The organism is Streptomyces sp. NPDC107765 (assembly GCF_055657085.1).
This window is the reverse complement of sequence record NZ_JBVKBL010000011.1, coordinates 152,906-166,697: the sequence shown is the minus strand read 5'-3', so window position 1 is coordinate 166,697 and position 13,792 is coordinate 152,906. Positions and strand designations below refer to the sequence as shown.

At 74.0% G+C, this 13,792-nt stretch carries 12 protein-coding genes; 7 read left to right on the top strand and 5 right to left on the bottom strand.

The window, feature by feature from the left end; genetic code table 11:
• The first annotated feature begins 40 nt into the window (after window positions 1–40).
• Window positions 41–1,720 (top strand): alpha/beta hydrolase, encoded by a 1,680-nt coding sequence (locus tag ACZ7MX_RS25755; RefSeq protein WP_472135600.1) that lies wholly within the window; start codon window positions 41–43, stop codon window positions 1,718–1,720.
• A 63-nt stretch (window positions 1,721–1,783) separates the two neighbouring features.
• On the opposite strand, the gene hemQ is transcribed toward ACZ7MX_RS25755, so the two are convergent.
• Both hemQ and hemG read right to left on the bottom strand, forming a co-directional pair.
• Window positions 1,784–2,536 carry a hydrogen peroxide-dependent heme synthase gene (gene hemQ / locus ACZ7MX_RS25750; RefSeq protein WP_472135599.1) on the bottom strand — a complete coding sequence of 251 codons (753 nt, stop codon included), beginning with the start codon at window positions 2,534–2,536 and terminating at the stop codon, window positions 1,784–1,786.
• Window positions 2,537–2,547: 11 nt separating this feature from the next.
• Entirely contained in the window at window positions 2,548–4,023 is a 1,476-nt protein-coding gene (hemG, locus tag ACZ7MX_RS25745; RefSeq protein ID WP_472135598.1) for a protoporphyrinogen oxidase, read from the bottom strand.
• Between the two features lie 140 nt (window positions 4,024–4,163).
• On the opposite strand from hemG, the gene ACZ7MX_RS25740 reads away from it, so the two are divergent.
• Window positions 4,164–5,231, top strand: a complete 1,068-nt coding sequence (locus tag ACZ7MX_RS25740; RefSeq protein WP_472135597.1) for a DUF4349 domain-containing protein — start codon at window positions 4,164–4,166, stop codon at window positions 5,229–5,231.
• Between the two features lie 96 nt (window positions 5,232–5,327).
• Window positions 5,328–6,524 carry a thiolase family protein gene (locus ACZ7MX_RS25735; RefSeq protein WP_472135596.1) on the top strand — a complete coding sequence of 399 codons (1,197 nt, stop codon included), beginning with the start codon at window positions 5,328–5,330 and terminating at the stop codon, window positions 6,522–6,524.
• 33 nt (window positions 6,525–6,557) lie between these two features.
• Here the strand turns inward: ACZ7MX_RS25735 and ACZ7MX_RS25730 are convergent, their stop codons facing one another.
• Window positions 6,558–7,088, bottom strand: coding sequence for a hypothetical protein (locus ACZ7MX_RS25730; protein ID WP_472135595.1), 531 nt, complete (start codon window positions 7,086–7,088; stop codon window positions 6,558–6,560).
• A 206-nt stretch (window positions 7,089–7,294) separates the two neighbouring features.
• Here ACZ7MX_RS25730 and ACZ7MX_RS25725 point away from each other — a divergent pair, with 206 nt between their 5' ends.
• The gene (locus ACZ7MX_RS25725) at window positions 7,295–8,680 is read left to right on the top strand and encodes an FAD-dependent oxidoreductase (RefSeq protein ID WP_472135594.1); all 1,386 of its coding nucleotides are present in this window, start codon (window positions 7,295–7,297) and stop codon (window positions 8,678–8,680) included.
• A 47-nt stretch (window positions 8,681–8,727) separates the two neighbouring features.
• Here the strand turns inward: ACZ7MX_RS25725 and hemE are convergent, their stop codons facing one another.
• Window positions 8,728–9,795 carry a uroporphyrinogen decarboxylase gene (hemE, locus tag ACZ7MX_RS25720; RefSeq protein ID WP_472135593.1) on the bottom strand — a complete coding sequence of 356 codons (1,068 nt, stop codon included), beginning with the start codon at window positions 9,793–9,795 and terminating at the stop codon, window positions 8,728–8,730.
• Between the two features lie 102 nt (window positions 9,796–9,897).
• Here hemE and ACZ7MX_RS25715 point away from each other — a divergent pair, with 102 nt between their 5' ends.
• The 3 genes from ACZ7MX_RS25715 to ACZ7MX_RS25705 all read left to right on the top strand — a co-directional run bounded on the left by ACZ7MX_RS25715 (window position 9,898) and on the right by ACZ7MX_RS25705 (window position 12,828).
• Entirely contained in the window at window positions 9,898–10,554 is a 657-nt protein-coding gene (locus tag ACZ7MX_RS25715; protein WP_472135592.1) for a DUF3000 domain-containing protein, read from the top strand.
• A 253-nt stretch (window positions 10,555–10,807) separates the two neighbouring features.
• Complete coding sequence (locus ACZ7MX_RS25710) at window positions 10,808–11,470, top strand: response regulator transcription factor (RefSeq protein ID WP_006602452.1); 663 nt, start codon at window positions 10,808–10,810, stop codon at window positions 11,468–11,470.
• Between the two features lie 77 nt (window positions 11,471–11,547).
• A complete protein-coding gene (locus ACZ7MX_RS25705; RefSeq protein ID WP_472135591.1) occupies window positions 11,548–12,828 on the top strand; it encodes an HRDC domain-containing protein in 1,281 nt (426 codons plus the stop codon).
• Between the two features lie 44 nt (window positions 12,829–12,872).
• Here ACZ7MX_RS25705 and ACZ7MX_RS25700 read toward each other — a convergent pair whose 3' ends face one another.
• A complete protein-coding gene (locus ACZ7MX_RS25700) occupies window positions 12,873–13,538 on the bottom strand; it encodes a PepSY domain-containing protein (protein ID WP_472135590.1) in 666 nt (221 codons plus the stop codon).
• Window positions 13,539–13,792 lie beyond the last annotated feature (254 nt).

The following is a 13,792-nucleotide window of genomic DNA, read 5'->3' as shown; positions in this document are numbered from 1 at the left end:
CCAACTATCCCTTTTGTATGCACACACGAAGGGACGGCCAGTGAGAGCACTTGCGTTGTACGGCACCATCGGGTCGCTGATCGTGACCGCCCTCGCCACCGCCCCGGCGGGCGGCAGCACGCAGGCGGCCGGGGCGCCACCCGCGCCCGTCGCGCACCGCATCGACTTCGGCCGGTGCGCGCCGCATCTGCCGTCGTCCGTCGAGTGCGGCAGGCTCACCGTCCCCCTCGACTACGCGCGCCCCGACGGCAAGAAGATCCAGCTCACGGTCAGCCGGGCGCGTGCCACCGCGCCCCGCGAGCGGCAGGGCTCGCTGGTGTTCAACCCGGGCGGCCCCGGCGCCTCCAGCCTGGAGTTCCCGTTCTACGGCACGCTGCCCAAATGGAGCAGGCTGGCCCGGGCCTACGACTTCGTCGGCTACGCGCCGCGCGGGGTGGGCCGTTCGGCGCCGCTGTCGTGCCAGGACCCCAAGGAGTTCGCCAAGGCGCCCACCGACAGCCGGATGTACCCCGACGCGGCGTTCAAGCGGAAGAAGCGGGCCCAGGCCAGGGCGTACGCCCGCGGCTGCGCCCGGCGGGCCGGCGCGGACCTGCCGTTCTACAACTCGGTCAACAACGCCCGGGACCTGGACATGCTGCGGGCCGCCCTCGGTGAGAAGAAGCTGACCTTCATCGGTGCCTCGTACGGGACGTACTTCGGCGCGGTCTACGCGACGCTCTACCCCGGCCACGTGCGGCGGATGATCTTCGACAGCGTGGTCAACCCGGAGCCCCGGAAGATCTGGTACCGCAACAACCTCGATCAGGACATCGCCTTCGAGCGCCGCTGGGGCGACTGGCTGCGCTGGGTCGCCAAGCACGACGACCACTACCACCTCGGCAGGACCAAGAAGGCCGTGCAGCAGGCGTACGACACGGTCTCCGGGAAGCTGCGCCGCCGTCCGCTCAACGGCAAGATCGGCGCCGGCGAGCTGCAGGCCGCCTTCCTCAAGACCGGCTACAACGACGGCTTCTGGCCGCTGCGCGCCGAGGCGCTCGCGAGCTATCTGCACGGCGACCCCAAACCGCTGATCGCCCAGGCCCTGCCGCACGAGACCGGCGCCAAGGACGCGGAGAACGCCAACGCGGTCTACACGGCCGTGGAGTGCAACGACGGGCCCTGGCCGCGGTCCTGGCGGACCTGGGACCGGGACAACACCGACGTCGCCGAGATCGCACCGTTCGAGACCTGGGACAACGCCTGGATGAACCTGCCGTGCGCGTTCTGGCCGGACCGGACGCAGTCCGCGGCGGCCGGGGTCGCGGCGGCGGCCCGCCGGGTGGAGCAGGGGTCGGGCCAGGGCCTGGCGGACGCCGCCGGCCATGCGGCCGCCACCGAGCTCGACGGTGCGCTGCACGGCCCGCGCCTCCCGCTCGACGTCCACACGGAGCCCGGTGCGCTGCCGCCGGTCCTGCTGCTGGCGGCCGAGCGGGACGCGGCGACGCCGTACCGGGGCGCGCTGGAGCTGCAGCGCCGGCTGCCCGGCTCGTCGCTGGTCACCGAGAACGGCGCGGGCACGCACGGCATCGGCTTCGGCGAGAACGAGTGCGTCAACCGCTACGCCGAGGCGTATCTGCTGCACGGGAAGATCCCGGCGCACAAGGTGTACTGCGCGCCGCGCGCGGAGCCGGTGCCGGGCCAGCAGACGGCCCGCGCCCAGCACGCGCGCCCGGGGAAGTAGCCGAAACGACCGACGAGCGGGCCGCCCCGGGGCAGGGGCGGCCCGCTCGTCCGTGCCGGGAGGTCAGGCCAGTCCGGCGACCAGTTCGGCGACCGCCTTGCGACGGCCGGTGTAGAACGGGACCTCCTCGCGGACGTGCATCCGCGCCTCGGAGCCGCGCAGGTGACGCATCAGGTCGACGATGCGGTAGAGCTCGTCGGCCTCGAAGGCGAGCACCCACTCGTAGTCGCCGAGCGAGAACGACGGCACGGTGTTGGCGCGGACGTCCGGGAAGCCGCGGGCCATCTTGCCGTGGTCGGCGAGCATCCGGCGGCGGTCCTCGTCGGGGAGGAGGTACCACTCGTAGGAGCGCACGAAGGGGTAGACGCTCACGTAGGCGCGGGGCCGCTCGTCGGCCAGGAACGCCGGGATGTGCGCCTTGTTGAACTCGGCGGGGCGGTGCAGCGCCATGTTGGACCACACCGGGTCCAGCGCGCGGCCGAGCCGGGTGCGGCGGAAGAGGTTGTAGGCGTCCTGGAGGGCGTCCGAGCTCTCGGAGTGCCACCAGATCATGACGTCGGCGTCGGCGCGCAGGCCGGAGACGTCGTACGTGCCGCGGACCACCACGTCCTTGGCGGCGAGCTGCGCGAACAGCTCCTCGACCTCGTCGGCGTAGCCGGTGCGGTCCTCGGGGAGGACGTCGCGCAGCTTGAACACCGACCAGAGGGTGTAGCGGATGACCTCGTTGAGGTCCTTGGCCTTCTTGCCGGCGTTCGGTGCCTTCTCGGGCGCCGCAGGGGCCTGCGGTGCGGAAGCGGGGGTGGAAGCGTCTGTCATGTCGTCCATTCTCACTCGCCGGGGAGGCCGGCCGGCCGCAGGGTGCCGAGGATGTCCTCGGCGGCCTTGCGGGCCGAGGCGATACAGGCCGGGATGCCGACGCCGTCGTAGAGCGCACCGCACACCCGCAGGCCCGGCAGCTGCCCGACGGCCTCCCGGATGCGGGCCACCCGCTCCAGATGGCCGACCGGGTACTGGGGCAGACCGTCCTCCCAGCGGGTGATCCGGGCGGCCACCGGGGCGGCGGTCAGCCCGATCGCCTCGCGGAGGTCGGCGCGGGCCAGGGCGGCCAGCTCGGCGTCCTCGCGCGCCAGGTCCGCCTCGTCGCCGTACCGGCCGAGGGAGGTGCGCAGCACGAAGAGGTCCGGGGCGGCGCGGTCGATCCAGCCCCACTTGTTGCCGGCGAAGGTGGCGGCCTTGATCTTGCGGCCGTCCACCGGCGGTACGAGGAAGCCGCTGCCGGCCGGCTGCCGCTGCAGCTCGGAGCGGCGGAAGGCCATGGTGACCAGGGCCATCGAGGCGTACTCGACCGTGGCCAGTTCGCGGGCGGCCGGCGCGCAGTCCCGGGCGAGCAGCCGGGCGGCGTCCGGCGCGGGGGTGGCGAGGACGACCGCGTCGGCGGTGAGCGCCGCACCGTCGAGCTCGATCCGCCAGCCGTCGGCGGACCGCCGGACCTCGACGACCGGCGTGCCCGTCCGGATCTCGCCGCCCTTGGCCCGGACGGCCTCGGCGACCGCGCCGGGCAGTGTGCCGATCCCGCCCTCGATCCCCATGAACACCGGGGCACCGGCGCCGCCTCCGCCGGCGGCCGGACCGATCTGGTGCATCGTGGCAGCGGTCCGGGCCTGGATGCCACGGACGCCCTCCAACAGCGAGCGGCTGGTCCGCGCGGCCTCGAACAGCTGCGGTACGGCGGCCCGCATGGAGATCCGGTACGCATCGCCGGCGTACACCCCGCCCAGCAGCGGCTCCACCAGGCGGTCGACCACCTCGCGGCCCAGGCGCCGGGCGACGTACTCACCCACCGCGACGTCCGTGCCGACCTCCGTCCGGGGCAGCTCGGCGTCCTCCTCGATGCGGGCGAGGCCCTCCGGGGAGACGACACCGGAGGCGGCGAGCGGGGCGAGGTCCCCGGGGACTCCCATGACATGGCCCTTGGGCATCGGGCGCAGCGCACCGCGGGTCCAGAGCGAGGCGGTGGCCGTCGTGGGCGGCCGGAGCCGGTCGCCGATCCCGACGGCGCGCGCGAGCTCCACCGCCTCCGGCCGCCTGGCCAGCATCGATTCGGCCCCGAGGTCGACCGGCACGCCGGCGATCTCGCCCGCCCGCAGCTTGCCGCCGAGCCGGTCCGACGCCTCCAGGACGGTCACCCGGGCACCGCCTTCGAGCAGCCGGTGGGCCGCGGCCAGTCCGGAGATACCGCCACCGATGACGACGACCTGCCCGCCGCCGGTGCCGGGGGGCGTGCTCGTGTGCGCTGCGCTCATGGCTCCACTCTCTCAAAGGGCACTGACAGCGCCGTGACCGGATCGCGACCCGGCGAAGCACAACCCCTCTCCGGGCGCCCCCGTCGAAGAAGCGCCGGCCGAAGAAGCGCCACCGGCACGTCACTTCGCGGGGAGCGCACATGCGGGGAGCAGCACGAGCAGGGCGAACGGCGACGGCGGGGCTGCTGCTCGCCGTCGCCCTGACGGCTGCCGGGTGCGGCACGTCGGCCGGCCCGACCTCGACCGGGGCGGCGCTGCCCGGCAAGGCGGCGCCGAGCCGGGCGGCCGCCGGCGGCCGGACCGGTGCGGCCGACGGCCGGACCGGCGCCCGGGGCGCCGCGGAGGGTGCCGTCGCCCGCCCCGGCGGCAGGCTCGCGAAGGTGCCGACGGCGGCCTCGTCGCGGATCGTCCGGACCGCGACGCTCACCGTGCACGCCGAGGACGTCTCCGGGGCGGTGGCCCGTGCCCGGGCGGTCGTCGACGGCGCGGGCGGCTACCCGGCCACGGAGACCACCGATCAGGACCCGGAGGGGCATGAGCGGTCGCGGCTGGTGCTGCGGGTCCCGACGGCGGAGTTCGACGCCGTACTGGGGCGGCTGGCCCGCCTGGGCACCGTGGTGTCCCGTGAGGTCGCGGCGAAGGACGTCACCGATCAGGTGGTGGACGTGGACAGCCGGGTCCGGACCCAGCGGGCGAGTGTGGCGCGGGTCCGGGCGCTCATGGAGAAGGCGGCGTCGATCGGCGACATCGTCTCGCTGGAGTCCGAACTGAGCAGCCAGCAGGCGGATCTGGAGTCCCTGGAGTCGCAGCTGAAATCGCTCAGGGACCGGACCGCGATGGCCACCGTCACGCTGCTGCTGCGGCAGCCGGACGCCGCCCCCGACGGAGCCTTGGACGACGACACGAGGTCCTTCGGGGACGCGCTGTCCGGCGGCTGGCACGCCTTCCTGGCGGCCGTGAAGTGGCTGCTGGTGGCGCTCGGCGCGGTGCTGCCGTTCGCGGTGGCCGTGGGGCTGCTGTACGGCCTGTGGCGGCTGGTCCGCGGCCGGCTGCCGTCGGCGTTCCGGCGCCGGACCCGGGCCGCGGACACGCGGGACGGGCCGGGACCGGCCGCCGGGGAGCATGCCGCGGACGACGGGCCGGCGAACGCGCCGGAGGACCCCGACCGGACCGCGGCGGCCGGGGAGGGTGACCAAGGACCCCGTTGACAGCGGGCGGCGGCGGGCAAAGACTCGGTTCGGCGGCGGCGATCTTCGTACCGTCCGCCGACCGTTCGAGAGCCGGGACAGCGAGGACAGCGCCTGATGACCGAGCCACGCCTGCGGGATGTCTACATCGTCGACGCCGTGCGGACCCCCGTCGGCAAATACGGCGGCGCGCTGGCCGGCGTCCGGCCCGACGACCTCGCCGCCCATGTGGTGCGGTCCCTGGTCGACCGCACCCCCGACCTCGACCCGGCGCGGATCGACGACGTCTGCTTCGGTGACGCGAACGGCGCCGGCGAGGACAACCGCAATGTCGCGCGGATGGCCGTGCTGCTCGCCGGGCTGCCGGTGACCGTGCCCGGCGTCACCGTCAACCGCCTGTGCGGCTCCGGTCTGGAGGCGGTCATCCAGGGGGCCCGGGCGATCGCGCACGGCGATGCGCAGATCGTGGTGGCGGGCGGGGTGGAGTCGATGAGCCGCGCGCCGTACGTCCTGCGCAAGCCCGAGCGGGCCTTCCCGGCCGGCCATCAGGAGATGTTCTCCTCGACGCTGGGCTGGCGGATGGTCAATCCGCGGATGCGCCCGGAGTGGACGGTGGCGCTGGGCGAGGGCGCCGAGCTGATCGCCGACGCGCACGGCATCACCCGGGAACAGCAGGACGTGTTCGCGCTGGCGAGCCACCAGAAGGCGGTCCGGGCCTGGCGGGAGGGCGGTTACGACGCCGAGGTGGTACCGCTTCCCGGCGTCGATCTGCACCGTGACGAGACGATCCGTGAGGGCTCCTCCCTGGAGGCGCTGTCCAAGCTGAAGCCGGTGTTCCGGACGGCCGGGGGCACGGTCACCGCCGGCAACTCCTCACCGCTCAACGACGGTGCGGCCGCCCTCCTGTTGGTCGACGAGGAGGGGCTGCGCGCCACCGGGCGGGAGCCGCTGGCCCGGATCCGGGCGAGCGCGGTGACCGGTATCGAGCCCCAGCTGTTCGGGCTGGGCCCGGTGGAGGCGGTCCGGCGCGCGCTGGACCGGGCCGGGCGCGGCTTCGCCGATCTGGCCGCGTTCGAGCTGAACGAGGCGTTCGCGGCTCAGGCCCTGGGCTGCCTGGGCCAGTGGCCGGACCTCGATCCGTCCGTGGTCAACCCGCGCGGCGGCGCGATCGCCATCGGCCACCCCCTCGGGGCCTCCGGCGCCCGGCTGGCCGGCGCGGTCGCCCACCAGCTCGCCGCCGCGGGCTCCGGCACCGGCCTGGCCGCCCTGTGCATCGGGGTGGGCCAGGGCCTGGCGCTCGTACTGGAGCGGTAGCGGGACGTCCGTGCGGCGGCGGGCCCGGCCGGGTCAGGTGCCCGCCCGGCGCCGGTGGTAGGCGTACGCCAGCACGCCCACCAGGGGTCCCCAGGCCAGCAACGGCAGGTAACAGACCGTCAGGACCAGCTCCTCGGTGGGCGTGTGGCCGGGCGGGAAGCCCGTCAGCAGTACGGAGGCGAAGAAGTAGCAGACGACTCCGGTGGCGGCGACGGCGCCGAGGACGGCCGGGACCACCGCGGCCGGCGGCGGCACGGTGCGCCCGCCCAGCAGCGGCACCCGGCGCGGCACCACCTCCCCCCACGGCCGGACCAGCCCCAGCGTCAGCAGCCCGAGCCCCTCGGAGACGATCACGAGGACCAGCAGGTACAGATGCGTCCCGGTGCTCTGGGCCCGGGCCGCGGCGCTGCCGAAGCCCGGGACGGCGAGCACGACGCCGATCCGCCAGAGCCCCGACGGCAGGATGAGGAGCGGTACGGCGTGGGCGGCGAGCCGTGCCCACCGCGGCACGTCCGGCGTGGGCCGGCGGGCGGGGGCGGCCTCGGAATTGCGGTGTCCAGTCACCGTTCCAGGGTGGCCACCGCGCCCCGGCAGCACATCGCCCCACGGGCGCATCACCGCTCCCCCGCGCGGCGGAACACCGCCCCGCCCCGGGGACGATCCGGCATCGCCTCACGGGCACGCGGTAGACGCGCGGGGCGACCGGGTACCCAGCAAGCAACGGACCGACACATCAGGCACATCAGGCACATCCGACGAAGGGACATGGCATGGCGACGGCCGAGCGGCTGGTGATCGTCGGGGGCGACGCGGCGGGGATGGCGGCCGCGTCGCAGGCGCGCCGGCTGAAGAAGCCCGAGGAGCTCGCGATCACCGCGTTCGAGCGCAGCCACTTCACGTCCTACTCCGCCTGCGGCATCCCCTACTGGGTGGGCGGCCAGGTCGACGGACCGGACGCGCTGGTCGCCCGTACGGCGAAGGAGCACCGCGCCCGGGACATCGATCTGCGGATGCGCACCGAGGTCACCGAACTCGACCTGGACCGGGGGCGGGTGCGCAGCCGGGAGCTGGATGACGGCGGGCGGGAGACCTGGACCGGCTTCGACAAGCTGGTGCTGGCCACCGGCGCGACGCCCAAACGGCCCCCGCTGCCGGGGATCGACGCCCCCGGTGTGCACGGCGTGCAGACCCTGGACGACGGCCAGGCGCTGCTGGACACCCTGGAGGGTGCCGCGGGCCGGCGGGCCGTGGTCGTCGGTGCGGGCTACATCGGCGTGGAGATGGCCGAGGCGCTCATCCACCGTGGATACGAGGTCACCGTCCTGGAGCAGGCCGAACAGCCGATGTCGACCCTCGACCCGGACATGGGGGCGCTGGTCCACGAGGCGATGTGCCGGATGGGCATCGAGACGGTGCTCGGCGCCACCGTCACCGGCGTACTGACCGACGACGCCGGAAAGGCCCGTGCGGTCACCACCGAGGACGCCGAGTACCCGGCGGACGTGGTGGTCCTGGGGCTGGGCGTCCGGCCGGAGACCACACTGGCCGAGGCGGCGGGGCTGCCGCTGGGCGAGTCCGGCGGGCTGCTCACCGACCTGGCGATGCGGGTGCGCGGCCACGAAACGGTGTGGGCCGGCGGCGACTGCGTCGAGGTCCTGGACCTGGTCTCGGGCCGCACCCGCCACATCGCGCTGGGCACCCACGCCAACAAGCACGGCCAGGTCATCGGCGCCAATGTGGCCGGTGGTTACGCGACCTTCCCGGGAGTCGTCGGCACGGCCGTCAGCAAGGTCTGCGACCTGGAGATCGCCCGGACCGGGCTGCTGGAGAGCCAGGCGCACGCCGCCGGACTGCAGTTCGTCGCGGTCACCGTCGAGGCCACCAGCCGCGCCGGCTATTACCCCGGCACCCGGCCGATGACCGTCAAGATGCTCGCCGAGCGCCGGACCGGCCGGCTGCTCGGCGTGCAGATCGTCGGCCGGGAGGGCGCCGGCAAGCGCGTGGACATCGCCGCGGTCGCGCTCACCGCCGGGATGACGGTGGAGCGGATGACCGCCCTCGACCTGGGCTACGCCCCGCCGTTCTCCCCGGTCTGGGACCCGGTCCTGGTGGCCGCCCGCAAGGCCGCGGGTGCGGTACGGGCGGCAGGCGCCTGACCGCTCCGCGGCGTTCGGCGCACCTACCGGTCAGCGTGCCGTCCGGTTCAGCGCGCGGTGCGGGTGTGGACGTACTCGACGAGCCGGGTGAGCGCGTCCGGGTCGGTGTTCGGCATGACGCCGTGGCCCAGGTTGAAGATGTGGCCTTCGAGGCCGGCGGCGGCGTCGAGGACCTCGCCGGCCTTGGTCTCGACGGCCTCGCGCGGGGCGAAGAGGACGGCCGGGTCGAGGTTGCCCTGGAGCGCCTTGCCGGGGCCGACGCGTCGCGCGGCCTCGTCGAGCGGCACCCGCCAGTCGACGCCGACGACGTCCGCGCCGGCCTCGCCCATGAGTCCGAGCAGCTCACCGGTGCCGGCACCGAAGTGGATGCGCGGGACGCCGTACGCCGCGACCGACGTGAAGACCTTCTCGGATGCGGGCATCACGGAGCGCCGGTAGTCGGCCGGGGAGAGCGCGCCCACCCACGAGTCGAAGAGCTGCACGGCACTCGCGCCCGCCTCGATCTGCACCTTGAGGAACGCGGAGGTGATCTCGGCGAGCCGGTCGAGCAGATCGGCCCACAGCTGCGGGTCCCCGTACATCAGGGCCTTGGTGTTCTCGTGGTTGCGGGACGGGCCGCCCTCCACGAGGTAGCTGGCCAGCGTGAAGGGCGCGCCCGCGAAGCCGATGAGCGGCGTGGGGCCGAGCTCGGCGGTGAGCAGGCCGATGGCCTCGGTGACGTAGGAGACGTCGTCCGGGGTCAGGTCGCGCAGCTGGGCGAGGTCGGCGCGCGAACGGATCGGGTTCGCGACGACCGGGCCGACTCCGGGCTTGATGTCGAGGTCGACGCCGATGGCCTTGAGCGGCACGACGATGTCGCTGTAGTAGATGGCCGCGTCGACGTCGTGCCGGCGCACCGGCTGCAGGGTGATCTCGGCGACCAGCTCGGGCCGCGTGCACGACTCCAGCATCGGGATGCCCTCGCGCACCTTGAGGTACTCGGGCAGCGAGCGCCCGGCCTGACGCATGAACCACACCGGCGTGTGCGGTACCGGCTCACGCCGGCAGGCCCGGAGGAAGGCCGAGTCGTGGGTACCGGTCTGCTGCTGGCCCGCAGGGCTATGGTTGGCGCTCACGCCCCAAATCTTCGCATGCGCTCCGGGGCGCCTCCGAATGGGCGACGCGTGTACCGGGTGTCCTCCCCGTATGCGGGCCCGGTTCCGCCTAATCTTCCGGGCATGGCTGCGGCTCACGAACACCTCGCGGACAGCGCGGACGAGGCCCCGATCCCCTTCCGTCAGGCGGTCGAGGCGCTCCGCGCGGCACGACTGCGGCCGGAGGTCGAGATCGATCCGGCACCGGCGCCGAGACGGCTCGCCCCGTACGCGTACGCGCTGGAGGCGGCGGTCGTCGAGCGGGCGACGGCGCCGGGCGAGGAGGACCGGGACCTGGCGGACGGCCGGCTGGTGCTGCTGCACAATCCGGCCGGCGAGGACACGTGGCACGGCACGTTCCGTCTGGTGACGCTGGTGCGGGCGGAGCTGGAGCCGGAGATGGGCGCCGATCCGCTGCTGCCGGAGGTGTCCTGGTCCTGGCTCACGGGTGCGCTGGAGGCCCGGGGGGTGCGGTACGGCGCTCCGAGCGGCACGGTGACCCGGGCCGGGTCGTACTACTTCGGCGGGCTCGCGGCGCGCGAGCCGGCGACCCAGATCGAGATCCGGGCGTCCTGGACGCCGGCCGAGGGGCCCGGCGGGGCGCTGGACCTGGGCGTGCACCTGGCGGCCTGGTGCGATCTGCTGGCGCAGGTGGCGGGGCTGCCGCCGGCCGCGCCGGACGCGGCACCGCGCGGCGGGGTCGTCCCGTTGCCGCAGCGCCGCGGCGCACATCCCCGCTGACCGCCGTCGCGGCGGGCCGTGCTCCGGCCGTATTGATCACGTTCGCGCGGGCTCTGATCACCTCGGTATGCACTGGGTGCCCACCTGATCGATCACGCATCCGATTTGCCCGAATTGCCCCTAACTAAATCGTGATCAAAGTCTAAAGTCCCGCCGGATTGCTGCCGAAGAGGTCAGTGACCCTTCAAACACGGATCATTCCGGCTCCCCCCAGCCGGCTTCCGTCCCCCCCGCCACTCCCCCAGGAGGCCCGGTGTCTGTTCTCCTTGAGCAACCTTCGAGCCTGGTCGCCTACCGCCCGAACAAGCCGACGGCCATGGTCGTCGTGGCCGACCCCCGCGTCCGCTCCACCGTCACCCGCCACCTGTGGGCCCTCGGAGTGCGTGACGTGATCGAGGCGTCGTCCATCGCGGAGGCGCGCCCCCGCGTCGGCAACCCGCGCGACATCTGCGTTGCCGACGTCCACCTTCCCGACGGCTCCGGCCTCACCCTGCTGTCCGAGACCCGGGCGGCCGGCTGGCCCAACGGCCTCGCCCTCTCCGCCGCCGACGACATCGGCGCCGTCCGCAACGCCCTGGCCGGCGGCGTCAAAGGCTATGTCGTCACCGGAACCCGCACCAACCTGGGCATCCCGGGCCGGCCGGGCACCTCTCCCATCGGGGCCAACGCGGCCCGTATGCAGCGCCGTCCTCCGGGCGCCCCCGGGCACCCCGGCGGCTACCGGGAGTTGTCGGGCCGTGAGGTCGAGGTGTTGCGGCTGGTGGCGGAGGGCCAGTCCAACAAGGCCATCGGCGTGTCGATGGGGCTGTCCGCCCTCACCGTCAAGAGCCACCTCGCCCGGATCGCCCGCAAGCTCGGCACCGGCGACCGCGCCGGAATGGTCGCGGTCGCGCTGCGCACCGGCATCATCCACTGACCCTTTGCACGACCGGCTCGCCCGTCGAGGGAACGTTCCCTCGACGGGCGACGTGCATACACAGATACCCTTGACTGGTGACCGACGCCCAAAAGACCGCAGCAGACACGACACTGCGAGCCCCCGGAGACTCCCCTCCGGATCCCCGACCGGCGCCGGTCCCTCTCCTGGAGCCCCGTGAGGGCATTCCCCCGGTGGTCGCGACGGACGAGGCGCTCGCCGAGGTGGTGGCGGCCTTCGCGGCCGGCACCGGCCCGGTGGCCGTCGACGCCGAGCGCGCCTCGGGCTACCGCTACGGCCAGCGCGCCTACCTCGTGCAGCTGCGCCGCGAGGGCGCCGGCAGCGCGCTGATCGACCCGGTCGGCTGTCCCGACCTGACGGCCCTGGGCGAGGCGATCGGCGACGCCGAGTGGGTGCTGCACGCCGCCACCCAGGACCTGCCGTGCCTGCGTGACATAGGGATGGTCCCCACCCGGCTCTTCGACACCGAGCTGGCCGGGCGGCTGGCCGGCTTCGCCCGGGTCGGCCTGGGGGCGATGGTCGAGAACGTCCTCGGCTTCGCGCTGGAGAAGGGCCACTCCGCGGTCGACTGGTCCACCCGCCCGCTGCCCGAGCCCTGGCTGCGCTACGCCGCGCTCGACGTCGAGCTGCTGGTGGACCTGCGCGACGCGCTGGAGGAGGAGCTGACCCGACAGGGGAAGCTGGAGTGGGCCCACCAGGAGTTCGCGGCGATCGCCGCCGCTCCCCCGGCGCCGCCCCGCAAGGACCCCTGGCGCCGTACGTCCGGTATGCACAAGGTCCGCCGGCGCCGCCAGATGGCGGTCGTACGGGAGTTGTGGACGGCCCGCGACCAGGTCGCCCAACGGCGCGACGTCTCGCCGGGCAAGGTGCTGGGCGACGCCGCGATCGTGGAGGCGGCGCTGAACCTCCCGCCCAACAGCCACGCGCTGGCCGCGCTGCCCGGCTTCGGCCACCGCATGGGCCGTCGCCAGCTGGAGCAGTGGCAGGCCGCCGTCGACCGTGCCCGCGCGCTCCCCGAGAGCGAGCTGCCGCAGCCCGGCCAGCCGCTCAACGGCCCCCCGCCGCCCCGCTCCTGGGCCGACAAGGACCCGGTCGCCGCGGCCCGGCTGGCGGCCGCCCGCGCCGCGGTCACCGCGCTGGCCGAGGAGCTCAACCTGCCGCAGGAGAACCTCATCACGCCGGACACCGTGCGCCGGCTGTGCTGGGAGCCACCCGCCGTGCCCAGCCGCGAGTCGGTCGCCGAGATCCTCACCGGTTACGGCGCCCGCCCCTGGCAGATCGAGCAGGTCGCCCCGATCCTCACCGAGGCCCTGCTGACGGGCGCCGAGGACGGCTGAGCCGCCCGGCCCACCACCGCGTCGACCAGGACCGATCCGTCAGATCAGTCCTGGTCGACGTGCATCCGGAGGATCTTACGGTTGGTCGCGTCGATGTCGTAAGTGGTCTTGTTCCAGTCGTCGGTGGTGACCACGTCGACGAACCAGGCCGCCTTGTCGCTGCCGTTGTCGGCCTGGCCCAGCCCCAGGGAGCTGACCGTGCCCTTCGTCTTCGCGGTGGCCGTTTCGGCGGCCTGCTGCGCGGTGACGGTGGCCTCGTCGAGCCGGGCGGCCAGTTCCTTCTTGTCGTCGGCGTCGTCCGACTCGGTGTGCGGCGGGCCGGCCTTGCCGGTGATCGCGTCGACGCGGACGGCGTGCGCGATTCCGTCGGACGTCGCGACCACCGTCCGCCAGTAGGGGCTCTTCGGCGTGCCCTTGAGTTCGGCCGCGACCGGCTCCGAGGCCGGCACCGCGGCGACCGCCGCCTTCAGGGCCCGCGCGTAGTCCACCTTGGCGGCCGGGATGAGCGCCTTCCGTTCGGTCTGGTCCGCGCTGAGCGTGGTGCCCGGTGAGCCGGGGGCCGAGGCGGCCACCGCCCGGGAAGGGGCCGCGCTGCCCCGGCCGGGCGTCCCGGTTGCCTTTGCCTTTGGGTTCCCGTTTCCGCAGCCCACCAGCAGGGCGCCGCCCAGGACGACGGCGGTACAGAGCGCCGCACTCCTCTTTGTGTCCATACCGTCACTTTAAGTGTGACTTGGCGTGGTTTGCGCCAGGACCCGACGGCATCCGGACGTTTTCGATCACCGGCTCCCGGCCGCCCCGTTCCCCGTCGGCGGCGCGCCGCCCCGGCCGCCCCACACCTCCATCCGGTGTGACCTTCACCGCTCCGGGCGGTGGGGGTGGGCAGGCTGGTTACCCGTAAGTAGCATGTCGGTGGGAAGCGTCCCTGGGGGCGCCCCGCAGCAGTGCCATCCCGCACCTGGAGGAG